Source organism: Paragemmobacter ruber (assembly GCF_009908315.1).
In the GTDB taxonomy this organism is placed as follows: Bacteria; Pseudomonadota; Alphaproteobacteria; order Rhodobacterales; family Rhodobacteraceae; genus Paragemmobacter; species Paragemmobacter ruber.
In genome coordinates this window covers 752,833-777,085 of the sequence record NZ_JAAATW010000001.1, presented here as the reverse complement: position 1 = coordinate 777,085, position 24,253 = coordinate 752,833, and the positions used below count along the sequence as shown (strand labels likewise).

Annotated in this window: 24 protein-coding genes and 1 tRNA gene; 17 read left to right on the top strand and 8 right to left on the bottom strand. The window is 66.7% G+C overall.

Annotated features, from left to right (window positions below; genetic code table 11):
- The first annotated feature begins 252 nt into the window (after positions 1–252).
- The 3 genes from GU920_RS03720 to GU920_RS03710 are packed head-to-tail and all read left to right on the top strand — an operon-like array spanning position 253 to position 3,414.
- Positions 253–1,314, top strand: coding sequence for a glycosyltransferase family 4 protein (locus tag GU920_RS03720; RefSeq protein ID WP_161765606.1), 1,062 nt, complete (start codon positions 253–255; stop codon positions 1,312–1,314).
- Positions 1,311–2,093 carry an inositol monophosphatase family protein gene (locus GU920_RS03715; RefSeq protein WP_161765605.1) on the top strand — a complete coding sequence of 261 codons (783 nt, stop codon included), beginning with the start codon at positions 1,311–1,313 and terminating at the stop codon, positions 2,091–2,093. Before GU920_RS03720 ends, GU920_RS03715 begins: the two co-directional genes overlap by 4 nt.
- The gene (locus GU920_RS03710; protein WP_161765604.1) at positions 2,086–3,414 is read left to right on the top strand and encodes an ABC1 kinase family protein; all 1,329 of its coding nucleotides are present in this window, start codon (positions 2,086–2,088) and stop codon (positions 3,412–3,414) included. The genes GU920_RS03715 and GU920_RS03710 overlap by 8 nt, the downstream gene beginning before the upstream one ends.
- Here the strand turns inward: GU920_RS03710 and GU920_RS03705 are convergent.
- Positions 3,387–4,127: an FkbM family methyltransferase gene (locus GU920_RS03705; RefSeq protein WP_235933051.1), complete on the bottom strand. Its 741-nt coding sequence runs from the start codon at positions 4,125–4,127 to the stop codon at positions 3,387–3,389. The genes GU920_RS03710 and GU920_RS03705 overlap by 28 nt on opposite strands.
- A 274-nt stretch (positions 4,128–4,401) precedes the next feature.
- Here GU920_RS03705 and ribA point away from each other — a divergent pair, with 274 nt between their 5' ends.
- Genes ribA through GU920_RS03680 form a run of 5 tightly spaced genes read left to right on the top strand, consistent with a single transcriptional unit; the run spans position 4,402 to position 8,436 of the window.
- Entirely contained in the window at positions 4,402–5,466 is a 1,065-nt protein-coding gene (gene ribA, locus GU920_RS03700; protein WP_235933049.1) for a GTP cyclohydrolase II, read from the top strand.
- The gene (locus GU920_RS03695; protein WP_161765602.1) at positions 5,463–6,407 is read left to right on the top strand and encodes a zinc-dependent alcohol dehydrogenase; all 945 of its coding nucleotides are present in this window, start codon (positions 5,463–5,465) and stop codon (positions 6,405–6,407) included. Before ribA ends, GU920_RS03695 begins: the two co-directional genes overlap by 4 nt.
- Before the next feature lie 14 nt (positions 6,408–6,421).
- A complete protein-coding gene (locus tag GU920_RS03690) occupies positions 6,422–6,817 on the top strand; it encodes a 6-pyruvoyl trahydropterin synthase family protein (protein ID WP_161765601.1) in 396 nt (131 codons plus the stop codon).
- Positions 6,818–6,820: 3 nt separating this feature from the next.
- Positions 6,821–7,588: a class I SAM-dependent methyltransferase gene (locus tag GU920_RS03685; protein ID WP_161765600.1), complete on the top strand. Its 768-nt coding sequence runs from the start codon at positions 6,821–6,823 to the stop codon at positions 7,586–7,588.
- A gap of 2 nt (positions 7,589–7,590) precedes the next feature.
- Positions 7,591–8,436 carry a RibD family protein gene (locus tag GU920_RS03680; RefSeq protein ID WP_161765599.1) on the top strand — a complete coding sequence of 282 codons (846 nt, stop codon included), beginning with the start codon at positions 7,591–7,593 and terminating at the stop codon, positions 8,434–8,436.
- 13 nt (positions 8,437–8,449) lie between these two features.
- Here the strand turns inward: GU920_RS03680 and GU920_RS03675 are convergent, their stop codons facing one another.
- Entirely contained in the window at positions 8,450–9,001 is a 552-nt protein-coding gene (locus GU920_RS03675; RefSeq protein WP_161765598.1) for a cytochrome b, read from the bottom strand.
- A gap of 62 nt (positions 9,002–9,063) precedes the next feature.
- Here GU920_RS03675 and GU920_RS03670 point away from each other — a divergent pair, with 62 nt between their 5' ends.
- From GU920_RS03670 to GU920_RS03660, 3 genes are read left to right on the top strand one after another with little or no spacing between them, the layout of a single operon-like run.
- Positions 9,064–9,744, top strand: a complete 681-nt coding sequence (locus GU920_RS03670; protein ID WP_235933046.1) for a CDP-alcohol phosphatidyltransferase family protein — start codon at positions 9,064–9,066, stop codon at positions 9,742–9,744.
- Positions 9,741–11,390, top strand: coding sequence for a sulfatase-like hydrolase/transferase (locus GU920_RS03665; RefSeq protein ID WP_235933044.1), 1,650 nt, complete (start codon positions 9,741–9,743; stop codon positions 11,388–11,390). The genes GU920_RS03670 and GU920_RS03665 overlap by 4 nt, the downstream gene beginning before the upstream one ends.
- Entirely contained in the window at positions 11,390–12,301 is a 912-nt protein-coding gene (locus tag GU920_RS03660; protein ID WP_161765596.1) for a lysylphosphatidylglycerol synthase transmembrane domain-containing protein, read from the top strand. Before GU920_RS03665 ends, GU920_RS03660 begins: the two co-directional genes overlap by 1 nt.
- 177 nt (positions 12,302–12,478) lie before the next feature.
- Here GU920_RS03660 and GU920_RS03655 read toward each other — a convergent pair whose 3' ends face one another.
- Entirely contained in the window at positions 12,479–12,892 is a 414-nt protein-coding gene (locus tag GU920_RS03655; RefSeq protein ID WP_161765595.1) for an Lrp/AsnC family transcriptional regulator, read from the bottom strand.
- A 155-nt stretch (positions 12,893–13,047) separates the two neighbouring features.
- On the opposite strand from GU920_RS03655, the gene GU920_RS03650 reads away from it, so the two are divergent.
- Positions 13,048–14,751, top strand: coding sequence for a M20/M25/M40 family metallo-hydrolase (locus GU920_RS03650; RefSeq protein WP_161765594.1), 1,704 nt, complete (start codon positions 13,048–13,050; stop codon positions 14,749–14,751).
- Between the two features lie 416 nt (positions 14,752–15,167).
- Here the strand turns inward: GU920_RS03650 and GU920_RS03645 are convergent.
- Positions 15,168–15,257 (bottom strand) — tRNA-Ser (locus GU920_RS03645).
- 57 nt (positions 15,258–15,314) lie between these two features.
- The gene (ychF, locus tag GU920_RS03640) at positions 15,315–16,412 is read right to left on the bottom strand and encodes a redox-regulated ATPase YchF (RefSeq protein WP_161765593.1); all 1,098 of its coding nucleotides are present in this window, start codon (positions 16,410–16,412) and stop codon (positions 15,315–15,317) included.
- A 187-nt stretch (positions 16,413–16,599) separates the two neighbouring features.
- Here ychF and trpA point away from each other — a divergent pair, with 187 nt between their 5' ends.
- Positions 16,600–17,391 (top strand): tryptophan synthase subunit alpha, encoded by a 792-nt coding sequence (gene trpA, locus GU920_RS03635; protein WP_161765592.1) that lies wholly within the window; start codon positions 16,600–16,602, stop codon positions 17,389–17,391.
- 62 nt (positions 17,392–17,453) lie between these two features.
- On the opposite strand, the gene GU920_RS03630 is transcribed toward trpA, so the two are convergent.
- The gene (locus tag GU920_RS03630) at positions 17,454–17,912 is read right to left on the bottom strand and encodes a MarR family winged helix-turn-helix transcriptional regulator (RefSeq protein ID WP_161765591.1); all 459 of its coding nucleotides are present in this window, start codon (positions 17,910–17,912) and stop codon (positions 17,454–17,456) included.
- A gap of 134 nt (positions 17,913–18,046) precedes the next feature.
- Here GU920_RS03630 and GU920_RS03625 point away from each other — a divergent pair, with 134 nt between their 5' ends.
- The gene (locus GU920_RS03625; protein WP_161765590.1) at positions 18,047–19,210 is read left to right on the top strand and encodes an alpha-hydroxy acid oxidase; all 1,164 of its coding nucleotides are present in this window, start codon (positions 18,047–18,049) and stop codon (positions 19,208–19,210) included.
- 78 nt (positions 19,211–19,288) lie between these two features.
- Here GU920_RS03625 and GU920_RS03620 read toward each other — a convergent pair whose 3' ends face one another.
- Positions 19,289–20,446, bottom strand: a complete 1,158-nt coding sequence (locus GU920_RS03620; RefSeq protein WP_161765589.1) for an MFS transporter — start codon at positions 20,444–20,446, stop codon at positions 19,289–19,291.
- A 198-nt stretch (positions 20,447–20,644) separates the two neighbouring features.
- On the opposite strand from GU920_RS03620, the gene GU920_RS03615 reads away from it, so the two are divergent.
- Positions 20,645–21,235, top strand: a complete 591-nt coding sequence (locus tag GU920_RS03615; RefSeq protein WP_161765588.1) for a 50S ribosomal protein L25/general stress protein Ctc — start codon at positions 20,645–20,647, stop codon at positions 21,233–21,235.
- Positions 21,236–21,289: 54 nt separating this feature from the next.
- Here the strand turns inward: GU920_RS03615 and GU920_RS03610 are convergent, their stop codons facing one another.
- Positions 21,290–22,342 carry a glycosyltransferase family 2 protein gene (locus GU920_RS03610; RefSeq protein ID WP_161765587.1) on the bottom strand — a complete coding sequence of 351 codons (1,053 nt, stop codon included), beginning with the start codon at positions 22,340–22,342 and terminating at the stop codon, positions 21,290–21,292.
- A 95-nt stretch (positions 22,343–22,437) separates the two neighbouring features.
- Between GU920_RS03610 and pth the strand changes: the two genes are divergently transcribed.
- Together pth and GU920_RS03600 are read left to right on the top strand one after the other, a co-directional pair.
- Positions 22,438–23,202 carry an aminoacyl-tRNA hydrolase gene (pth, locus tag GU920_RS03605; protein ID WP_161765586.1) on the top strand — a complete coding sequence of 255 codons (765 nt, stop codon included), beginning with the start codon at positions 22,438–22,440 and terminating at the stop codon, positions 23,200–23,202.
- Positions 23,199–24,221 carry a DUF2332 domain-containing protein gene (locus tag GU920_RS03600; RefSeq protein WP_161765585.1) on the top strand — a complete coding sequence of 341 codons (1,023 nt, stop codon included), beginning with the start codon at positions 23,199–23,201 and terminating at the stop codon, positions 24,219–24,221. The genes pth and GU920_RS03600 overlap by 4 nt, the downstream gene beginning before the upstream one ends.
- Positions 24,222–24,253: the final 32 nt, after the last annotated feature.

Genomic DNA, 24,253 nt, shown 5'->3' with positions numbered 1-24,253 from the left:
ACGGGTCTGCAGCGCCGTGGGGGTCGGCTGCAGGCCGCCGCCGGAGATGGGCGCATTCGGGGCTATGGCATGGGGGTGCCGCCCGGATGCGCCCATCTCCGGCAAGGCGGGTTTGATCTGCCCGCCCGTCGCAGAGGATGGCACGCGCGCCGTGTGGATCGGCAGGTTTGTGACAGTTGATGTCGGGCCCGGCGCCCCTATCTGACGCGCGCAGGCCGCGTTCTGGCTGCGCCCGGACGGAGCGGATGCCCGATGCCTTCGAAACCTTTCGCCGCCTTCGCCGTCCCCGGCGCGTTGACCACGCAGACGGGCGGATCGTTCTATGATCGCAGGCTGGTGGAAAGCCTGATGGCGCTGGGGCATGGCATCACCGTGGTGACGTTGCCCGAAGGCTTTCCGCAGCCGGATGAAGGGGCCATGCAAACTGCCGTGGCACAATTGCAGGACCTGCCTGCCGATACGCCTGTCATCATAGACGGCCTCGCATTCGGGGCGCTGCCTACGGACGCGGTGGCGCGGATCGCGGCACCGATCGTTGCGCTGGTGCACCATCCCCTTGCGCTGGAGACAGCACTGGAGGCCAGTGTTGCGACGGCCCTGCGGCGCAGAGAGGCGGACAACCTTGCGCTGGCCCGGCATGTGATCGTGCCAAGCCCGCATACCAAGGCGGTGCTGGTGGCCGAGTATCGCGTGCCGGAGGAAAAGATCACCGTCCTTGTGCCGGGGCTCGACCGGGTGACTGTCGCGGTGCAGGAGAAGGCGACCCCTCCTCTGATCCTGTCCGTCGGCTTGCTGCATCCGCGCAAGGGGCATGACGTGCTGATCGACGCGCTGGCGCGTCTTCCTGACCTGAATTGGCAGGCCGTGATCGCGGGGACGCCATGGGATGCAGGCTATGTCGCGCAACTGGAGCGGCAGATCGCCGAGTGGGGCCTGACCGAAAGGGTGCGCTTGGCCCAAGGGATCGGTATGGCGGAGCGGGATCAGCTTTATGCGAGGGCGTCGGTCTTCGCGCTGGCCACCCGATATGAAGGATATGGGATCGTCTTCGCCGAAGCCTTGGCGCAGGGCCTGCCCATCGTCAGCTGCCGGACGGGCGCGGTGCCCGATACCGTGCCGCGCGGGGCAGGTCTGCTGGTCGCGGCGGATGATGCGGGCGCTTTTGCCGGGGCGCTGCGGTCCTTGCTGTCGGACGAAGCCCGTCGCGCCACGATGGCGGCGGCGGCGCGGCGCGCCGGGGAGGCGCTGCCCGGCTGGGACGATGTTGCGCGACGCGCGGTGGCAGTTCTGCGAAAGCCTGAGATGGCGGCATGACCAATCTTCAGCAGGAACTTGCGGCAGCGGTGGCCGCGGCGGAAGAGGCGGGCGAGATCCTCCTGGCGCACTACAGGGCGCGTGAGCGGTTGACGGTGACCTCAAAACGGGCCGGGGATTTCGTGTCCGAAGCCGATGTTGCCGCCGAGGCGCATCTGCGCGCCCGGCTGCTGGGCGGGTGGCCCGGGGATGGCTGGCTGGGCGAAGAGACGGGGGCAGCGGCGGGCGGCCGACGATGGGTCGTCGATCCGCTGGACGGGACGACGAATTTTCTGCGCGGGCTGCCGCATTGGTGCGTGTCCATCGGGCTGGAGGTGGCGGGGCGGCCAGTTCTGGGCGTTGTCCACGATCCGCTGAGGGGCGAGACCTTTGCCACCGCCCCCGGCGGGGGGATCACATTGAACGGTCGCACGGTCGGACCCGCCGGGACGGATGCGATGCGCGAGGCGCTGTTCGGCACCGGCATCCCCTTCGGCGGTATGGCCCATATCGCCGCCCATGCCGCAGACATCGCGCGACTTATGCCGCATTGCGCAGGCGTGCGGCGGATGGGGGCGGCTGCGCTGGACCTTGCCTATGTCGCGGCGGGGCGGCTGGACGGGTTCTGGGAACGGCGGTTGCAGCTTTGGGATATCGGGGCCGGGCTGGCGCTGATGGCGGCCGCAGGGGTACAGGTCGAAGGCTGGACGCCGGACGAGGATCCTTGGGCGACGGGAACCGTGGTGGCGGCAGTGCCTGCGCTGTTCGATACCTTTGCCGGAGTGCTGCGCGATGGATGAGCGCGAGGGCAAGGCGGTGCCTGCCGGGCGGGTGCGGCGGATGATGGCGCTGGGCGGGTTGGCCACGGGGATCGGTGGCCGGGTACTTGCCGAAGGCGCGCTGCGGCTGGCCCAAGGGGAACGGCCACGGCTGGGTGACCTGATCCTGACGCCTGCAAATGCGCGGCGGGTGACGGATCAGCTGGCGCAGCTGCGCGGGGCCGCGATGAAGGTGGGGCAGCTTCTGTCAATGGATGCGGGCGAGATGCTGCCGTCCGAACTGTCGGCCATCCTTGCCCGGTTGCGCGCGGATGCCGAGCCGATGCCACCGGTGCAGTTGCGGCGGGTCCTCGATCGGGCCTGGGGCGTGGGCTGGCTGTCGCGGTTTCGACGATTTGACGTGCGGCCCGTCGCCTCGGCGTCGATCGGGCAGGTGCATCGGGCGCAGACGAAGGACGGGCGCGATCTGGCGATCAAGGTGCAATATCCGGGCGTAAGGGCCAGCATCGACAGTGACGTGGATAATGTGGCGGCGCTGCTGCGGCTGTCGGGCTTGGTACCGGGGCGGCTGGACGTGGGGCCGCTTCTGGCCGAGGCGAAGCGGCAGCTGCACGAAGAGGCGGATTACCGGCGCGAGGCGGCGCAGATGCGGCGATTCGGGGCGCTGTTGGACGGACGTCCGGGGTTCGTGGTGCCGGTGCCGCAGAACGATCTGTCGGGCGACGACGTGCTGGCGATGGATTACCTAGACAGCCAGCCGATTGAGAGCCTCGAGAACGCCGAACAGTCCCTGCGCGATCGGGTGGCGGCGCGGCTTATCGGGCTGGTTCTGGAAGAGGTGTTCGTTTTCAACCTGATGCAGACCGACCCGAACTTTGCCAATTTTCGCTGGCAGGCAGAAACGGGCCGGATCGTGCTTCTGGATTTTGGCGCAGCGCGCAGCTTTTCGCCGGGGCTGGCGCCGCGCCTGCGCGCGGTGGTGCAGACCGGGATCGCGGGCGAGCCGGAGGCGATGCTGCGCGCCATGGTGGAGATGGGCTATCTGCCAGATGGCCTGACCGATGGCCACAGACGGGCGGTGCTGGAGCTTGCCGAGCTGGCCTTTGGGCCGTTGCGGAAGGGCGGCATCTTTGATTTCGGGCAGCGCGATCTGGTCATGGAGTTGCGTGATCGGGCGATGGCCTTGGGCATGGACCCCGATCTGTGGCACGTGCCACCGCCCGAGGTGCTGTTCCTGCATCGCAAATTCGGCGGGCTCTATCTGCTGGCTTCACGGTTGCGAGCGCGGGTCGATCTGGACGCGGTGATGGGCCCTTATTTCGCCGATTGCAGCCGGGCATAGAGATCGCCGGATCGGCTGCCCGGCGGCAGGGCGCGCAGCCAGGCGACCGTGTCGGTCGCCTTGCGCCAGTCGGACCACAGGAAGCGCCCCGCCTCGCCCTGCACCGGGTTGAAGCGGTAAGCGCCAAGGCTTTGCAGCCTTTCGATCACGCGGACGGTCTGATCGGGCAGATCAGGCAGATATTCCACCGATACCAGCGGGAGCGGCCGCGACACGCCGGCAAGCACGTCGAGTTCAAACCCCTCGACATCAATCTTCACGTAGGCGGGCATCCCATGTTCGGCGATCAGACGGTCGAGTGTGGTGACGCGAACCTGCTGGCGACGGTCCCATTTCACATGGGCAAAGCCGGGCGTGGCCCCGGCGGTGGCGGCGAAATCCGGCTGCAGCGAGGAGACGGTGGGATGGAGCGAGGAGACCGCCATCTCGGCCACGGTTTCCTGCGGGCCGGCGGCAGCCTCGATCAGGTGGATGTCGCGGGGCAGGGTGCGGCGCAGGAAGCTGGCGAAGGGTTCCTGCGGTTCCAGTGCGACCACCCGCGCCCCGGCACCGCGCATCGCGCGGGCGCGCGTGCCGACATGGGCGCCGATGTCGAAGGCCAGATCGCCGGGTGACAGCAGGCTGCGATAGAACCGCCGCAGAGGCAGGGTGCGCAGCGGATTGTTATAGATCGCCAGCGATCGCGCGAGACCCAGCCAGTTGCGCATGCCCATCTCTAACCGCCCTTTTCCTGTCCCAAACCCAGTACGCCAGCGCTGCAAATGCGCTGACTTACGGTTCTGTCGAGCCGGAGTTTCAAGGTGATGCGCAGCCCAACGGAAACGTGATCTGGGCATCGAAATTGTGTCATCCCTCTTGCCCCGTGAGTCGCAACACTAAGTAACGTGGGCCATATTGACCGGGATCGCCATGACTGTAACGAGCCGTGTGCTAGACGTAGAAACCTTTGTTTCCCAGGTTTTCGCCCCCTCTCGCAGCGAAAGGCTGATGCGAGCGCGCTGTGATCTGCGCCTTGGCCTGCCCGTGGTTCTGCAGGGCCCGGGTCAGGGATCGACGGCGCCTGGGGTTCTGGTTCTGGCGGTGGAAGGTCTGTCCGAAGCGCGCCACCGCGCCGCCTTGCAGACGGGCGGCGCCGAACTTGTGCTGACCGGGGCGCGGGCGACGGCACTGGGGCTGGAGGCCGGCGGGGCCGCCACGGTACGGCTGTCGGCGCGCGGGCTGTCCCATGCACAGGTGCTGCAACTGGCCGATCCGCTGCGTGAGGCGGGCATGGCGGCACCCCGGGCGCTGGCAATGAAGGAAGGTGGCGCCGTACAGGCTGCGGGCATCGCCCTGGTGAAGGCGGCGCAACTGTTGCCCGCGCTTTTCTGCGTGCCGATGGCGGATGCCAAGACGGTTGCGCTGGATCAGGGGCTTACGGTGTTGACCGTGGAAGAGGTGCAGGCCGAAACCGCGCTTCTGTCGCCGCATCTGCCGGTCAGTGCGGCCGCTCTGCCCATGGCGGTATCCGCCGCGGGCAGGGTGCATGTCTTCCGCCCTGAGGATGGCGGGCAGGAGCATTACGCCATCGAGGTGGGGACGGTCCGGCGCGATGCGCCGGTGCTTGTCCGGCTTCATTCGGCCTGTTTCACCGGCGATGTTCTGGGCAGTCTGAAATGCGATTGCGGCCCGCAGTTGCAGGCGGCCATGGCTGCGATGGCCGAAGCGGGCGGTGGCGTCCTGCTCTACCTCAATCAGGAGGGGCGGGGGATCGGCTTGGCCAACAAGATGCGCGCCTATGCCCTGCAGGAGCGCGGTCTTGATACGGTGGAAGCCAACCATCACCTCGGCTTTGAGGATGACGAGCGGGATTTCCGCATTGGCGCAGCGCTACTGTCGCGGCTGGGGATCGGCAAGGTGCGGCTGATGACCAACAACCCGGCCAAGGTTGCCATGCTGGATGCGCATGGGCTTCATGTGGTGGAGCGGGTGCCGTTGGTCGTGGGTCGGACAGCGCAGAATGCCGGGTATCTGGCGACCAAGGCGCGGAAATCCGGGCATCTTCTGCCATGATTGCCCGGGCGCTCTGGTGCACTGCCCCGGGCCGGGCCGAGATCCGCGATACTGCACTGGGCGAGGGCGTCCTGGTGCAGGCGCGCTGGTCTGGCATCAGCCGCGGGACAGAGCGCTTGGTGTCCGAGGGGCGGGTGCCCGAGGCCGAATGGGCGCGGATGCGCGCGCCGTTTCAGGATGGGGCGTTCCCGTTCCCGGTGAAATACGGATATGCAATGGTGGGCGAGGCAGCAGAGGGCGCGCTTGCGGGGCGAACCGTCTTTGCGCTGTTTCCGCATCAGACCGCCTTTCGTCTGCCAGAGGCGGCGCTGATCCCCGTGCCGGACGATGTTCCGGGGCCGAGGGCGGTGCTTGCAGCCAATATGGAGACCGCGCTGAACATCCTGTGGGACAGCCGCGCCGGTGCCGGGGACCGTATCGCCGTGATCGGTGCCGGGGTGGTGGGGGCGCTTGTGGCCTATCTTTGCGCAAGGCTTCCGGGGGCCGAGGTGGTGCTGGTCGATCCTGTGGCCGGGCGTGGCACGCTGGCGGGGGCGCTTGGGTGCAGCTTTGCCGCACCGGAGGACGCGCCCAAGGATTGTGACGTGGTGATCCATGCCAGCGCAAGCGCGGCGGGTCTGGCCACGGCTCTGGGCTGCGCGGGGCCGGAGGCGACGGTGGTCGAGGCAAGCTGGCATGGCAGCGGGGAGACGCCGGTGCCACTGGGCGGGGCATTCCACAGCCGGCGGCTGCGCCTGATCAGTTCGCAGGTGGGGCAGGTCCCGCCGGCTCGTGCGCCGCGCTGGACCTATCGGCGGCGGCTGGAAAAGGCGCTGAACCTGCTGCGGGATCCGGCAGTGGACGCGCTGATTTCCGGGGAAAGCGCCTTTGACGACCTGCCCCACACTTATGGCGCGGTGCTTACCGCGCCGGGCACGCTGTGCCACCGCATCCGTTATTGAACAAGGAAAGCCAGATGTTCGCTGTAGAAGTCCGTGACCACATCATGATCGCCCATTCGCTGCCCTCGCCGGTGTTCGGCCCGGCGCAGGGGATGCACGGCGCGACCTTCACCGTTGACGCGGCGTTCTTCGCAGAGACCATAGATGACCACGGTCTGGTCGTGGATATCGGGCTGGCGGTGGAGGCTTTGGCGGCGGTGCTGGAACCGCTGCGCTATCGCAATTTGGATGAAGTGCCGGAATTCAAAGGCAAGTTCACCACGACCGAGTTCCTCTGCGGTGTGATCCACAAGGGCATGGCCGAACGGCTGCGCGCCGGGGCGTTGAAGGATGGGGGTCGGGTAAAGCGGCTGCGCATCACCCTGCACGAAAGCCACATGGCCCGCGCCTGGTGCGAAGGGGACATCTGAGCCATGGGCTTTTCCGCCGACTGGCTTGCCCTGCGTGAACCCGCCGACCACGCGGCGCGGGATGACGCGCTGCTGGAGGCGGCGGCGCGGGTCGCAGGGGCGCGCCCGGTGGTGGTCGATCTGGGCTGCGGCACGGGGTCCACGCGCCGCGCCTTTGGTGCGCGGCTGGGCGGTGCGGTCTGGCGCATGGTGGACGGCGATGCCGCGCTGCTGCGCCTTGCGGGCGGAGAGGCGCATCGCCTCGATCTCAACGATGTGGACGCGCTGCCGTTGGACGGGGCAACGCTGGTGACGGCTTCGGCCCTGTTTGATCTGGCATCGGCCCCTTGGGTGGACCGGCTGGTGGACCGGCTGACGCGGCTGAACCTGCCCCTCTATGCCGCGCTGAATTATGACGGCCGCATGGACTGGACGCCCGAACTGCCCGAGGATGGGCAGATCACCGCAGCCTTCAACCGCCATCAGGTGGGTGACAAAGGCTTTGGCCCGGCTTTGGGGCCGGGGGCAACGCAGTATCTGGCGGAACGCTTGCAGGCCGCGGGCTATGCCGTGCGCGAGGGCGACAGCCCGTGGCAGCTCGGCCCCGATCGGGCCGCGTTGCAGGACGAATTGCTGGCAGGCATCGCGCAGGCCGCCCAAGAGGCGGGCTTTGCGGGGGATGCGTCGGCCTGGCGTGCGGCACGGCAGGCGTGGGTGGGGCAGGGGCTGTGCCGGATCGGGCATCGCGACCTGCTGGCGGTGCCACAGACGGTTTCGGAACGGAGGGGCTGACGATGCAGAACGTGGAAGTCACGCCGAGGGTCTGGGAACGGATCCTGTCGATCCGGGCAGGGAATGGCTGCGCCTGCTGTGGACGCTGGACCCCGGGCGAACGCGCGGCGCTGGATCTTTATGCCCCGCTGGCCCGGCGGGATCTGGGGCCGGTGACGGTGGCGCAGATCGGCCAGTCGCTGGACGGGCGGGTGGCCACGGTGACGGGCGATGCGCGCGATGTATCGGGGCCGGAAGGATTGGCGCATCTGCACCGGATGCGGGCGCTTGTCGATGGCGTGCTGATCGGGGTGCGGACGGCCATTCATGATCGCCCGCAACTGACGGTGCGGATGTGCAGCGGGCCGAACCCGGCGCGCATCGTGGTGGATCCGCGTGGACGGCTGACCGAAGATGTGGCCCTGTTTCGCGCCGATGGGGCCCGGCGGATCGTGGTGCAGGGCGTCGCGCGCCCCCGCCCTGAGGGCGTGGAGGTGGTCAATCTGCCCCTGCGTGACGGCTGGCTGGACCCGCGCGATATCGTGACCGCTCTGCATGACCTTGGCCTGCGGAACGTGATGATCGAGGGGGGCGGGATCACCATCGCACGCTTTCTGGAGGCGGGGCTCTTGAACCGGTTGCAGGTGGCGGTGTCGCCCCTGCTGATTGGCGGCGGACCGCAGGGCCTGACGTTGCAAAGCCCAGTGGCGCGGCTGGCCGATGCAATCCGCCCGGAAACCCGCGCCTATGGCATCGGGCGCGAGGTCGTGTTTGATTGCGCCCTTACGGCGCGGGCGGCGGAGGCGTGGCAGCCGATCCATTCGGCGCCGCGGGTGGCCGAAGCGGCGCGCGCCGTTCGGCTGCGCTGAGGCGCGCGATATGTCAGCGGCGCGTCACCGGCGGCCAGATCCGCGCCCATGTGCCATCCCGCAGGATGAGCGCGTGCTGCAGGGCGGCCGCGATATGCAGCACGAGAAGCGCGGCGATGGCATAAGCCCCGACTTCGTGGATCAACTTCGCCGCATTGGCCAGTGCATCGGATCGCGGCACCAGCGTCGGCAGGCCGAGGCGATCCAGCGCCTCGATCGGAAAGCCACCCGCCCGCACCCGGATGTAACCCGACAGGGGCATGACAAGGATCAGCACATAGAGCAGCCCGTGGCTGGCATGGACGGCACGCCGCTGCCACGCGGGCAGGCTGGCCGACAGGGGGGGCGGGCTGCGGCGCAGGCGCAGGGCGATGCGCAGGGCCGCAAGGATGAGCACCACCACCCCGATATTCTTGTGCAGGACGAACATGCTGTTCTGCACCGCACGCGGGAGGCCCTGCTGCACCATCACGAACCCGACGACGAGCATAGGAAAAATGAGGATCGCCATGATCCAGTGCAGGCTGCGTTGGCCGTTGCTGTAGCCGGAAGCCGAATCCCGCATCTGACGCATCTCCCTGTGATGCCATGACAGTAGAGGCGCATCAGGACAGATCAAGGGATGGCTTGCCCGCAGGTGTGGGCCCGGCGGCCGCGCTGGCGGTGGCCTTGGCCTTTCTGCCGATGATCCTGCGCCCCGACGGCGGCTGGATGGCGGTTGCGGTGTCTTTTGCAGGGACGCTGGCGATGCTGGCCTTCGTCCTACGGATGTTGCCGCAGCACTACCCGCATCCGCGCTTTGGCCTGTGCAATGCGGTGACGCAGGCGCGCGCGGCGATGACGGCCGGGCTGTTCGGGATGATCTGGTCTGGCCCGCAGGGATGGGACGTGCTGGCCGTTGCGGCTGTGGCGCTGTCGCTGGATGGGGTGGATGGCTGGTTTGCGCGGCGCAGCGGGCTTGCCTCGGATTTCGGGGCGCGGTTCGACATGGAAACGGATGCGGCGTTGGCCTTGGTTCTGGCGGGCCATGTCTGGCTGGGCGGCATGACTGGCCCCGAAGTGCTTTTGCTCGGGGCGATGCGCTATGCCTTTGTCGCGGCCTTCTGGCCCTGCCCGTGGCTGGCCGCGCCCTTGCCCGTTCGCTTTGGCCGCAAGGTTGTTTGCGTGGTGCAGATCGGCGCCCTGATCGTGCTGCAGGTGCCCGAACTACCGCCCATGGCAGCGCGGGCGGTGGCCTGGGGCGCGGTGGGGGCGCTGGTCTGGTCTTTCGGGCGGGACGTGCTTTGGCTATGGAGGCATCGGGCATGATGCGCCGGGCAGGCCTGCCGATGCGGCCCGTCATGACCGTCATTCTGGCGGCGATCCTGCTGTATCTTGTCCTGATCCAGCCCAACCATCCCGGCGCGATGACATGGGGGGCGCTCGGGCTGTTTCCGCTGGAACTGCCGGTCCTGCTGCTGGGGTTGCCCCTGATCGGTGACGGACGGCTGGGGCGATGGCTGCGCGGCGTTCTGGTGGCGGTGCTTGTCTTGATCGTGCTGCTGAAAGGCGCGGACCTTGCGATGTTCACGGCCTTTGGCCGGGGCTTCAACCCGGTGGGCGACATCAATCTGGCAGGTGCGGGATACAACCTGCTCTCGGGGTCTGTGGGACGGGTTGGCGCGGTTCTGGTTTACGTGGCGGCGGCTGCGGCGCTGGTGGCGCTGGCCGCCGCGTTGTGGTGGGCGTTGGGGGTATGGGCGCGACTGCCGCTGTCTCAGGCCGGCCCCGGGGTGCGGCGCATGGCGGCGGGGGTGGCCCTCGCGGTTGCGGCGGCAGCGACCTATGAAGCGGCAGCGATCATGAACCGTTGGCAGATGCCGGTCGATCCTCCGGGGGCGGCCTTCACGGCGCGTGTCGCGGCAGAGCGCGTACGGTTGGTTCTGCGCACGCTCGAAGATATGCGACGGTTCCGCGTGGCCGCAGCGGCGGACCCGTTCCGCGGGGTGGACGGCCTGCTGGACCAAATCGACCGGGACGTGATCGTTGTCTTCATCGAAAGCTATGGCCGGGCCAGCATCGAGGGGCCGCTTTATGCTGCGACCACAAGGGATGTGCTGGAACCGGCTGCGCGCGCCCTTGCCGCAGAAGGCTTTGCCATGCGGTCAGGTTACCTGACCTCATCGACGCGCGGCGGGCAGAGCTGGCTTGCCCATGCGACCTTTGCCAGCGGGTTGCGCATCAACGATCAGGTGCGCTATCGGGCGCTGCTGTTGAGCGGTCGGGAAGGGCTGTTCCACATCGCGCAGCGGTCGGGATTCGAGACAGCGACCGTGATGCCGGCAATCACGATGGACTGGCCGGAAGGCGCGCAGAAGGGCTTTGACCAGATCTTTGCGGCTGCGGACCTTGGCTATCGTGGGCTGCCGTTCAACTGGGTGACGATGCCGGATCAGTACACGCTTGCGGCCTTTGACCGGCTGCTGCGCAAGTCCGCCGGGCGGCAGGCGGGGCGATTGTTTGCGCAGGTGGTGCTGATCTCGTCCCATGCGCCATGGGTGCCGGTGCCGCAGATGATTGACTGGGACGCTGTCGGTGATGGGACCGTGTTCAACACCATGGCGGTTCAGGGTGATCCGCCGGATGTGGTCTGGCGCGATCGTGACCGGGTGCGCGATCAGTACAGGCAAGCGATTGGCTATTCGCTTGAAGCGGTCTTCGGTCATGCCTTGCGAACGGCGGAAGAGATGCCGCTGATCGTCATCGTGGGCGATCATCAGGCGGCGGGTTTTGTCGCGCAGGAGGATCGGTTCGATGTGCCGATCCATCTGATCGGTCCGGCGCCATTGGTTGAACGTGCGGCGGAGTGGGGTTTCGCACCCGGCCTGATCCCGCCCGCGTCGCAGGTGCCGCTGCCCATGGAAGCGATGCGTGATCTTTTCGTGCGCAGCTTTTCGACCGGGGTGGCACCGTGATGGCATCTTGGGCGCGCGCGCTGCGGATCGGGCTGGCAGCGGTCTTGATCGTGCTGGTCTGGCGGCTTGTCGATGGGGCGGATGTGGTCGCGCGGCTGCAAGGGGTGCGCCCCGGTTGGGTTGCCGTGGCGGTGGCGCTGCTGATCGGGCAGACCCTGCTGTCGGCCATCCGCTGGCGGCTGACGGCGGCACGGCTGGGGCAGGAGATGGGCTTCCTGCACGCGGTGCGTGAGTATTTTCTGGCGCAGATGGTGAACCTCGCGCTGCCCGGGGGCGTTGTGGGGGATGCCGGGCGGGCGGTGCGCGCGCGCGGCGCCGTCGGGCTGGAACGGGCTGGACAGGCGGTCTTGTTCGAACGGATGGCCGGTCAGGCCGCGCTGGTGGCGGTCACGCTGGTGGGCGCGCTGGTCGTGGGTCTGTGGCCGGGCGGGATTGATCTGCCGGTGGCCATGCAGGCCATGCTTGGGCTGGTGGCAGTGGGGCTGGTTGCCGCGGGCTGGGCGATGTTGCGTGTGGGGCCGCGCTGGCCGCGCGTTCAAGCCTGGCGGCGGGCTGCTTGGCAGGCGCTGTTCGCGCGCGATGTCCGGGGGGCGCAGGCGATGCTGAGCCTTGGTACGGTCGCGGCCAACCTGCTGGCCTTTGCGGCCTGCGCGGCTGCGGTCGGGGTGATCCTTTCGCCCGGGGCGATGCTGGTGATCCTGCCGCTTGTTCTGTTTACCATGCTCATCCCCTTGACGATCGGTGGATGGGGACTGCGCGAAGGGGCAGCGGTGGTGCTTTTCCCGCTCGCCGGTGCGACCGGGGCCGAAGGCTTTGCAGCAAGTGCCACCTTCGGCATCGTCTTGCTCCTGACATCGGTCCTTGGGATGATCGTGTGGCTTTTGCCCGCGCGAGCCCCGGAAAATGCCTGATGCGGCGTCGTGGCCTTGCCCGAATTGCCGAAGGTTATGCCCCCCTGTACCGGGAACATGTCGGAGTTCGGGTTGCGCAAACCTTTCTGCTTCGCGGTGCGCGGACGAAGACGGTTAAATTTCGGGGGCGATGAGGTGGCAGAAAGGGTGGGTCTGGCGCCCACCCCGGGCCAACCGTCAAGCAGCACCCAGCAAGATGAATGTTTCGGATTTCGATACTCCGTTCAGGCTGCGGACTTCGCTTATGATCCCGTTCATCTCGGTCAGGTTGGCGGTCTCGATTTCGGCCACCAGATCCCAAACGCCGTTGGTATTCGACACAGTCACGATGCCGGGGATGCGCTTGATCGTCGATACTGTGGCACGAATGTTCTTTCCCATCAGTTCAATGACCATGATGGCCCGAAGCATATCAGGAGAGTCATCCCCGACCCGGATCGTGAAACTGCGGATGGTCCCGGACGATACAAGCTTGTCGAGGCGTGCCTTCACGGTGCCTCTTGCCACACCGAGCAACTCTGCCAACCGAGGGAGTGAAGCACGGCTGTTGATCCTGAGTTCGGAGATCAGCCTGCGGTCCAGATCATCCATGCTTTATCGCTCCGATTGACGATTTTGGCAGTCGAGCAGCTAATTCTGACATTATCCAGAGAATTTTTACAGTATCTGAACTGGTTCTTGCCCCAGTCTTCGACCAACCTTTTTGTCGATGCGGGCTGTGGCATCTGGACGCGACGGGGATTTGCATGAACCAAGTGCAGGAAAAGGGTCTGAAACATCCTCCGTTCGACGCTGAATGGGATCCGGCGCCGCTTGTCGGGGATCTCGCCCGTCGCTTCGTGCAAATACCCAGCGTAACGGGCACGTCTGACGAGGCTGCTTTCGCAGAGCACCTTGCCGCTATTCTGCAGGAGCTTCCCTATTTTCGTGACCATCCTGAGGATGTGCGCCTGATTCCAAGCCACGGCGACCCTATGACCATGAACGTGGTGGCCATCCTGCGGGGTGGCGGTCGAAAGGCCGTCTTGGTGGCCGGCCACTATGACACCGTCTCAATCGAGAACTATCATGACCTGAGGCATCTGTCCTGCCAGCCGGATGCGTTGAAACAGGCCCTTCTTGCCGATCTCTGCCAGAGGTCGCTGACAGAACAGGAGGTGCGCGCCCTTGCCGACCTTCGCACCGGGGATTTCCTTCCCGGTCGCGGGATGCTGGATATGAAGAGCGGGATCGCTGCTGCCGTCGCGGTGCTTGATAGATTTTCACGCATCGAGGGACGGCACGGCAATCTCGTTCTGTGCGTGTCGCCCGACGAGGAACGCGACAGTCGCGGCATGCGGGCGCTTCGGGATGCGTTGCCAAAGCTGATGGTCGAACTCGGGCTGGAACCGATTGCCGCGATCAATCTTGACGTGACCTCGGATCAGGGAGACGGGTCAGAGGGTCGCGCTGTCTATACCGGCACGATCGGAAAGCTGATGCCCTTCGCGCTGATTGTCGGGAAAAGCACGCATGCGAGTTACCCTTATGAAGGGGTCAGCGCGCAACTGATCGCATCTGAGATCATGCTGCGGATCGAGGCGAATGCGGGACTTGCAGATGATGGTCTGGGAACAACCTCGCCCTCTCCGATCTGTCTTGAGGCACGCGACTTGCGGGATGTCTATGAGGTGACAACGCCCGAGCGCACATGGCTCGCATTCAACTGGCTTTACCACTCATGGACGCCAGAGGAACTCTTCGCCCGCTTCGCGGATGAGGTACGCGCGGGTGCTGCAGCGGCCGTCGAGCGCCTGGCGCAGCATGCCGAGAACTATGCACGCAAAAGTGGCAGTACGACCGGCGCGCGCCCGGCCGCGCCCCAGATCTGGACCTATGCCGATTTGAAGGCGGAGGCGTCGCGTCAGATGGGGGCGGCGTTCCCGGCAGAAATGCAGAAAAAGCAGGCGGAGCTTGCCGATGTTGACAATCCTCTCGCGGTCAGTCGGGAACTGACGAACTGGCTTGTTGCGGTCGCACGGGTGTCAGGCCCTGCCGTGATCATCGGTTTCGCAAGCCTGAACTACCCCGCAACGCAGCTGGATCTGGCGCACCCGGATGATGCGGCGCTGCACAAGGCGATCTCGGACACCCTTGCCACGCTCGCTGACGATCCTGCCCGCCGCTTGGCCTGGCGGCCTTACTTCACCGGCATTTCGGATATGAGTTTCTTTGGCCAACCCTCAGGTAACGGATCCAGTGTTGTAGCCGCGAACACGCCGCATGAGCGCCTTGTCGACCGGCCGCCTCCAGATGCGATCCGTTGCCCGATGGTGAATATCGGCCCTTGGGGGCGAGAATTCCACCAGCGGCTCGAGCGGGTCTACATGCCGTATGCTTTCGACGATCTGCCGCGGATCGTGGCCGATATCACGGATCGGCTCCTTGCGAACGCTTCGAACCGGATGTGAACGTGGCTCCCGCTTGGGGTCGGTTGGCAAGCCGGCGCAAGGTCAAGCAAGCGTGGCCGACATCCGCCGTTGACCCACCCGCCCAGACTAGCATAGCCCAAACATGGAGTGTCACGCGCGCGGGAGGATGGTTGGGGGCAACGTCAGATGAAACCGTCATTCTGCGTGAAATGCGTGACCCGTTCAGTCCGCTGCCGGTAAGCCATCCCCAAAGTGCCAAGGAACGTCACACCTTCGACGTGAAGGAATGCCAACTAGCATCGTCACCGCACAACGAGGGTAAGTTGTCGGACTCGGCGGCGACGACCTTTGCGGAATATCCCTGATATCCGTGCGCCAAGGCGTTTGACCATAATTGGCTGCGTTGCGCGTAGACGAAAACCCGCGCGCATTTTCTTTTATCTTTTGGGGGTTGATGGCGGAGACGAAGGGATTCGAACCCTCGAGACAGTTTCCCGTCTGCACCCTTAGCAGGGGTGTGCCTTCGACCACTCGGCCACGTCTCCGCTGACCCGTTTAGCGGGGGTGCCGGGTGGGGGCAAGGGGAAAGCGGTGGTGGTGCCTCAGGCGTTGAAGAGGAAGTGGAGGACATCGCCGTCCTTCACCTCGTAGGTCTTGCCTTCGATGCGGAATTTGCCCGCCTCTTTCGCCCCCGCTTCACCGTTGCCAGCGATGTAGTCGTCATAGGCGATCGTCTCGGCCCGGATGAACCCCTTTTCGAAATCGCCGTGGATCACACCTGCCGCCTGCGGCGCCAGCGTGCCCTTGGGGATCGTCCAAGCGCGGGCCTCCTTGGGCCCGACGGTGAAGTAGGTCTGCAAACCCAGCAGTTCATATCCCGCGCGGATCAGCCGGTCGAGACCAGCCTCGTGCAGGCCCATCTCTTCGAGGAACATCGCGGCCTCGTCCTGCGGAAGCTGGCTGATCTCTTCCTCGATCCGGGCCGAGATCACCACGGTCGCCGCGCCTTGCGCGCGGGCCATGTCGGCCACGCGGGCCGATTGGCTGTTGCCGTTGGCGGCAGAGGCCTCTTCCACGTTGCAAACGTACAGCACCGGCTTGGATGTCAGCAGCTGCAGCAGGCGCCAGGCGCGTTGGTCATCAGCGGCCACCTTGACGGTGCGGGCGGGTTTGCCGGCCTCGAGCGCGGTCTGGGCGAGGGCGAGCAGACGGTCCTGATCAGCGGCCTCCTTGTCGCCGCCCTTCAGCTTGCGCCCCAGGTTGGCACGGCGGCGCTCGATGGATTCGAGATCGGCCAGCATCAGTTCCGTCTCGATCGTCTCGGCATCGGCGACCGGGTCGATCCGGCCTTCCACATGGGTGATGTCGCCATCCTCGAAGCAGCGCAGGACATGGGCGATGGCGTCACATTCGCGGATATTGGCGAGGAACTGGTTGCCCAGACCTTCGCCCTTCGACGCGCCCCGCACGAGGCCCGCGATATCGACAAAGGTCATCCGCGTGGGGATGATCTGGCGCGATTGCGCGATGGCGGCCAGCTTGTCGAGCCGGGTGTCGGGGACCGCGACCTCGCCCACATTGGGTTCGATGGTGCAGAAGGGGAAGTTGGCCGCCTGCGCCGCCGCTGTCCGCGTCAGCGCATTGAACAGGGTGGATTTGCCGACATTCGGCAGACCCACGATCCCCATCTTGAACCCCATGACGCATGCCCTTTCGTGACTGTCGCTGGGCTTCTAGGGCGGGTGGCGCGGCTTCGCAAGCGATGGGGCGGGTCGGGCGTGCAGATTCCGTGCCTTATGCCCTGTGCGATGGCCTGCCGGGCCATTGATCTTTGGCATCCGCTCCTGCAAAACGCGGGGCGCGGAGCAGAAGGGGCGGGGCAAGGCCATGACGAGAATCGACGACACGTTCGCGCGGCTGAAGCGCGAAGGGAAAAAGGCCTTTGTCAGCTACATCATGGGCGGCGATCCGGATGCCGCCACGTCGCTGGCGGTGATGCAGGGCCTGCCCGGCGCTGGCGTTGACATCATCGAACTGGGCATGCCCTTCACCGATCCGATGGCCGATGGCCCGACCGTGCAACTGGCCGGCCAGCGCGCGCTGGAAGGCCATATGACGATGGATGCGGTGCTGGACATGGTCCGCGCCTTCCGCAAAGGCGATGCCACCACGCCCATCGTGCTGATGGGCTATTACAACCCGATCTATTCGCGCGGGGTAGAGCGGTTCCTGTCTGACGCCAAGGAGGCGGGGATCGACGGGCTGATCGTCGTGGATCTGCCGCCCGAAGAGGATAACGAATTGTGCATCCCGGCGCAGAAGGCGGGCATCAATTTCATCCGGCTGGCGACGCCGACCACCGATGCAAAGCGTCTGCCCAAGGTGCTGCAGAATACGTCGGGGTTCGTCTACTATGTGTCGATCACCGGGATCACGGGGGCCGCTGCGGCGCAGGCGCGCGATGTTGCGCCCGAAGTGGCGCGGATCAAGGCGGCGACCGATCTGCCCATCATCGTGGGCTTTGGCATCACCACACCGCAGGCTGCGCGCGAGATCGCCGCTGTGGCCGATGGCTGTGTGGTGGGATCGGCCATCGTGAAGGATATCGGTGCCGGCAAGCCCGTGGCCGAGGTGCTGGCCAATGTGGCCGCGCTGGCGGCGGGTGCGCATTCCGCGTGATCATGGCCGCGTGATCATGGCCGCCTGAGTAGGCGCGCCCGGGCAGGGTGCGCGGGGCGGCGTCAGGCGGCGTCAGGAAAGCGGCGCTGATCCGACAGGCGGGCGGCCAGCGACTCCATATCCGCGGTCAGGCGGTTCAGCGCCGCGCTCGGGGCCAATGCGGTGATGGGGGCAAGATCCGCCTCGATCGCGCAGCGCCCGGCGAGGGCGAGCGCGCGGCCCTTGGGCGTGAGCCATAGGCACTTTGCCCGCTTGTCGCGCGGATTGGGTTCCAGCCGTACGAGCCCGCGTTTTTCCAGCATGGCGACCGTGTGGGACATGGTGGTTTTCGGCCAGCCGAAGCCTTCGGCGATGCTGGTGGAGGTCTGGCCCTCTTCCTGCCAGGCAAGGCGTTCGAGGACCGTGAACTGCGGCGCATTCAACCCTTCGGGCAGGCGCGCCTCGATCAGGCGCTGGGCGGCATGATGCGCGGCCGAAACGGCGGCCAGCAGGGACAGGGTCGGAAGCAGCGGGTCGGACATTCAATACGGCGCCATTGGACAGGGACATGCGGGTGCTGCAAGTTTCGTGCCGTTCCTGCGGGGGGAACCAGCGGCTTGCTGCGCGCCTGCAGAATTGGTAAGCAAAGGTAACCAATTTTGAGGGGCGCTCCGCCATGCCTGTGATCACCTGCATTGATGACCTGAAACGGTTGCACAAGCGCCGGACGCCGAAGATGTTCTTCGACTATTGCGAAAGCGGCAGTTACACCGAACAGACCTTCCGCGAGAATACGACCGATTTCGCCAAGCTGCGCCTGCGCCAGAAGGTTGCGGTCGACATGCTGGGTCGCAGGCTCGACAGCACGATGATCGGGACGCAGGTTTCGATGCCCGTGGCGCTGGCCCCGGTCGGGATGACGGGGATGCAGCGCGCGGATGGCGAGATCAAGGCCGCGCGCGCGGCGGAAAAGGCGGGGGTGCCCTTCACCCTGTCGACCATGTCCATCTGTTCGATCGAGGATATCGCGGCACATACCAAGGCGCCGTTCTGGTTCCAGCTTTATGTGATGAAGGACGAGGAATTCGTCGACAGCGCCATCGAGCGGGCGCGCAAGGCCGGGTGCAGCGCGCTGGTGTTGACGCTGGATTTGCAGATCCTCGGTCAGCGGCACAAGGACCTCAAGAACGGGTTGTCGGCCCCACCCCGGCTAACGCTGCGCAACATCCTCGACATGGCGATCCGCCCACAATGGTCGCTGGAAATGCTGGGGACGAAGCGGCGGACGTTCCGCAACATCGTGGGCCATGCAAAGGGGGTGGGCGATCTGTCCAGCCTGATGAGTTGGACGAACGAACAGTTCGACCCGCAGCTCGATTGGGCAAAGATCGCGCGCATCCGCGACCAGTGGGGCGGCAAGCTGATCCTGAAGGGCATCCTTGATGAGGATGACGCGCGGCGGGCGGCGGATTTCGGGGCGGATGCGATCATCGTGTCGAACCATGGCGGGCGGCAGTTGGACGGGGCGCTTTCGGCCATCCGGATGCTGCCGCGCATCGTGCGGGCGGTAGGTGACCGGACGGAGGTGTTCATGGACAGCGGCATCCGTTCGGGGCAGGACGTGCTGAAGGCCCTGGCGCTGGGCGCGAAGGGCACGTTCATCGGGCGGGCCTATATCCACGGTCTGGGCGCCATGGGCGAGGCCGGGGTGACTGCAGCGCTGGAGGTGATCCGCAAGGAGCTGGACATCACCATGGCGCTGTGCGGGGAGAAGTCGGTCACGGCGCTGGGGCGGCATAACCTGCTGATCCCGAAGGATTTCGAGGGCGACTACGTTTGAGCTTTCGCAGACTGGGGCGCGCCGGGGGGGCAGTCTCCGGCACCCCCGGCCCAGGCGTCCATGGCAGCAAGGTCAGGGTCAGGCCATCTGGGCGCGGTTCTGGCGGGCCATTAAGGGTGCGAGGATCAGGACGGTCAGCAGCATCGCTGCCGCGAAGACGAAGGCAAAGCGCAGGCCGAACGCCCCGGCGAGGAAGCCGAGCGTGGGCGGGCCGAAGAAATAGCCGAAATAGCCCAACAGCGTGGCGCGGGCCACCGCGCGGGCGCGGGCCTGCGGTTCGGCAAGCCGACCCACCAGCGAAAAGGCCGTGGGCGCGATGACAGAAGAGCCGATCCCCATCACGATGAACCCGGCATAGGCCATCATCGGCGAGGTGGCCAGCGCCGCCCCCATCGCGCCGCAGGCCGACAGGACAGCCCCGCCCATCAGCAGGCGGAACGGGTTCACGCGCGCGACGATGCCCTGTCCGGCCAGCCGGGCGAAGCCCATGGTCAGGGCAAGCGCGGCGGGGCCCATCGCGCCTTCTTCCGGGCTGCCGCCGAGGGTCTGCTCGATATGCAGGGCAGACCAGTTTTCGGCGGCGTTCTCGGTCAGGAAGGCGATCAGCACGATGCCACCGCCGATCACCGGGATGAGGCCAAGGTGTCCGGCGGTGCCGTCCTTGGGTTTGCGCAGACCGTGGATCGTGCCGTCGCGTTCAAATGTCATCAGGGCGAATATGCCGGCAAGCAGCGCCATCGTCCCCATCACCCAGCCGGGCGGCCAGCCTTCGCCCCGCAGAAGGCCGGTGCCGGTGGCGCCGCCCGCATAGCCAAAGCTGTAGGCCGCGTGGCAGAGGTTCATCAGGTGCAGGCCCCGCTCGTTTTCCAGCGCCGCGACGCGGGCGTTCATGAGCACGTCGGTCAACCCCGTTGCCCCGCCGCAGGCCATCATGGCGAGCGGGAACAGCCAGACCTGCGCGGCCTGCCCCGGCAGCGCAAAGGCTGCGGCCATCAGCGCCGTGGCGATGGGCAGGGCCACGCGGCCCAGCGCGGCGCCGATCAGGGGGGCAAGGAGCATCGCCGTGACGGCAGCAAGGGGCGTGGGCAGGATCAAGAGCCCGAGTTCGGATTCGCTGGCGTCCAGCTGCGTCTTGAGGTCCGGCAGGACGGCGGCGAAGGTGCCCCAAAGCACGCCCATCGCGGCGAAGGCGGCGATCGGGGCGCGCGCCACGGACAAGGTGGTGGAAATGGACATCTGGAAATCTCCTGCCCCGCGGAGGTAGCTTGCCCCCGCATTTGCGGCAAGCCTGCCCGCGACAGGCGGCAAACCGGGGGCGACCGGGCCGTGGGAGGGGCGGGATTACCGCTTCCCTTCACGGCGAATCGCGGCTATAGCCCCCCGGTCGCGTCGCACACCCTTGGAGGGCGGCGGACTAACCTATGGAGAGAACCAATGGCTCGTGAGATCCCCGATCTTATGGCCGCGGTACGGACGGGGACAGGCAAGGGGGCCGCTCGTCAAGCTCGTCGTGAGGGCAACGTACCCGGCATCGTTTACGGCAATGGCAAAGAGCCGACGCCGATCAATCTGAACTACAACTATCTGCTGAAGCGCCTGCGTCAGGGCCGTTTCCTGCAGACGCTGTTCAACCTGAAGGTTGAGGGCGGCGAAGAGGTCCATGTGATCTGCCGTGGCGTGCAGCGTGACGTGGTCAAGGACCTGCCGACGCATGTGGATTTCATGCGGGTGGGCGACGATTCGCGCATCAACCTGTTCATCCATGTTGAGTTCATCAACCACGAGGCCAGCCCCGGCCTGAAGCGTGGCGGCACGCTGACGGTGGTGCGTCCGGAAGTGGAACTGGAAGTCACGGCCGGCGACATCCCCGAAAAGATCACGGTGGATCTGACCGACCGTGTGATCGGCGATGTGATCCACATCGAAGATGTCAAGCTGCCCAAGGGCGCCAAGCCGACCATCGCGCGGAACTTCGTGATCGCCAATATCGCGGCCCCGACCGGGCTGGTCGCTTCGGAAGAGTGATCGCGCCGGAATCCGGCACGATGGGGCGCGTCAGGGAAACCTGACGCGCCCTTTTCATTTGCCCTCTGCAAGGCCGAGGTGGTGGGCAAGGCGCGGATCATCCGCGGCCGCCTGTCCTGCCTTGGCGGCCAGCCTGCGCACATAATCGGCGCAGCACAGATGGTGCAGATGGCGGACCCCGGGCAGGGCCATGGCTTCGGCGTGCAGGGCATCGAAGGCGGCGGCGTGGCGCAGGGCGCTGCGATCTTCGACCGCGTTCTGTTCGGCGCGGTCGTGATAGGCATCGGTATAGCGGTCCTTGCCTGCAACGGGCGAGAGCGTGCCGCGCTTGAGCGAGAAGCTTTCCGTCGACCGCAGCATGTAGTGGTTGATCTGGGCGACCTGCCAGCCCTGCAGGGCTTCGGGCAGGATGCGCAGGCTGTCATCGGCGGGGGTCCAGCCTGTCACCTCTTCCCCCGCGGGGTTGACCCAGATCATCCCCTCTGCGCCCCAGCGGGCGAGGTGGCGGGGGCGCAGGCGTTTGGGGCTGTGTTCGCCCAGACGGGCGAACCAGTCGGGGTGGCGGTGGATGGATTTGACCCAGCCGGACAGGCGTGCACCGATGGCGCCGGCGCGCAGGCATTGGCGGTGGGTGAGACCGTCCTCCCACCGGGTGCGCCCCGACGTGCCGAAGACGCGCCACGGGATCGACATGCCGAGGAACGGGCGGCCCGGCGTGGCGAGCAGGTCGGGCAGGCGGCCCGCGTCGGGATGGATGACCAGGAATTCGTCCACATCCGCGACCATGACCCAATCCGCCGCACTCACCTGCGGCAGGGCCTTGGCGGCGGCAAGCTTGTGACTTGTGATGCCTTTTCCATCCGGCACCTCATGCACCAGATGGGTGATCCAGCCTGCAGCGGCCAGCGCATCAAGGAGTTGGGGCGAACGGTCCGTGCAGGCATTGGTGACAATCACGATGTCAGTAAAGCCCAGAAGCCTTTGCCAGCAGATCCATTCCACGAGGAAGGGACCTTCATCCTTGACCGAACAGACCACCGTGTACCGCACGCCCATCCCCCTGTTGGAGCCGGGGCTGACGGTCGTGCAGCGCGGGGGTTCCGTCAAGCCCTGCCCGGGTGGCCTGGCAGTGTCAGGGTTGCAAGGGAGGTGGCGCTGCGGCAAAGGGAGGTGGCGGTGACGGGCAGCTTGGGGGTGGTGGCGTGAAACTCTTTGTCGGGCTGGGCAATCCGGGCGCGAAATACGCGGGCAACCGGCACAATATCGGGTTCATGGCGCTGGACCGGATCGCGGCGGATCACGGGTTCGGCCCGTGGAAGGCCGCCTTCAAGGCCGAGGTGTGCGAAGGGCGGCTTGGCGCGGACAAGGTGCTGCTGGTCAAGCCGCAGACCTTCATGAACCTGTCGGGCGAAAGCGTGCGGGCGGCGATGGGCTTTTACAAGCTGACGCCTGCGGATGTTGTCGTCTTTCATGATGAGTTGGACCTCGCCCCCGGTCGCGCGCGGGTGAAGGACGGGGGCGGTCATGCGGGGCATAACGGCCTGCGGTCGATCCATCAGCATCTGGGGACCGATGCCTATCGACGGGTGCGGCTGGGGATCGGGCATCCGGGGCACAAGGATGCGGTGGCGGCCTATGTGCTGAACGATTTCGCCAAGGCGGACCGGGAATGGCTGGATGACCTGCTGCGCGGGATTTCCGATGGCGCGCCCTTTCTCGCCGATGGTGATGGGGCTCGGTTCATGAATGCGGTGGCGTTGCGGACCGCGCCGCCGCGATCTTCGGACAAGGCGGAAAGTCGGGGCGAAGGAGCGCCGAAGGCGGCCGTGGACAGGCAGGGCAAGGTGCAGCAGAACGTGCATACGGCTGTGCATACGGGCGTGCATACGAATGTGCAGCCGGGCGCCGAAAATCCACCCGAGGACAAGCGCAGCCCGATGCAGAAACTGATCGACAAATTCCGATGACGGAGGCGCACGTCAGGGCGGCGTTCCGGTCGCAGGCGCGGGCGTGCGGGCGGCTGGGATCGCCACTGATGGAGCGGTTGCTGGCGGGGCTGGCCGATGGGCTGAGGCCCGGGTCGCCCGTGGCGGACCGAGTTCTGGGCTGGCAGGGCGAGGCAGGCCCGGCGGGCGATGCGGTGCCCCTGCGTCTGGCGGGTGGGTTGCATGCGCTGATCCTGACCGGCGCGGATGCGGCCCTGGCCACGGCCTATCGGCGCGGCGCGCCGGTGGCCGAGGCTTTGGCCGCGCTGGACCGCCACGCCGCGTATCTGATGGATTGGCTGGACCAGCCGCCGCAGACGAATGAGGTGCGGCGGTCTGCGGCCTTGGTGGCGGCCGGACATGAAATTGCCGCGCGGTTCGGGCTGCCGCTGGAATTGTCGGAACTGGGCTGTTCGGCGGGGCTGAACCTGTTGTGGGATCGCTGTCGGCTGACCTTGCCCGGAGAGGCGCGCGGAGCGGGGCCGATCCTCCTGCATCCCGACTGGGACGGACCACTGCCGCCGTCTGTGCCTTTTGCCATCGCAGGGCGCGCCGGGGTGGATCTGAACCCGCTGGACCCGGTGGCGGACCGTTTGCGCCTGCTGGCCTATCTCTGGCCCGATCAGCCGGATCGGGCGGAGCGGACCGAGGCGGCGCTGGTCGAGGTGGCGCACCTGCGCCCCGTGCTGACGCGGGGAGATGCGGCGGACTGGCTGCAGCGGCGGCTGGCAGGGCCGCTGCCGGGACGGGTGCATGTGGTGTTTCACACCATCGCCTGGCAGTATTTCCCGCCCGCGACACAGGCGCGCTGCACCGCCGCGCTGGAGGCGGCGGGGGCGCGGGCGACGGAAGCCGCGCCGCTTGCCCATCTGGCGCTGGAGGCGGATGGGCAGGCCGATGGTGCGGCGCTGACCCTGCGGATGTGGCCGGGGGGCGAGCTGGCCGCTTTGGGGCGGGTGTGTTTCCACGGGCGCTGGGTGCGCTGGGCGGGGACGGGCTGACGCAAGGACGCGCTTGGCAGGGGCAGGTGCGC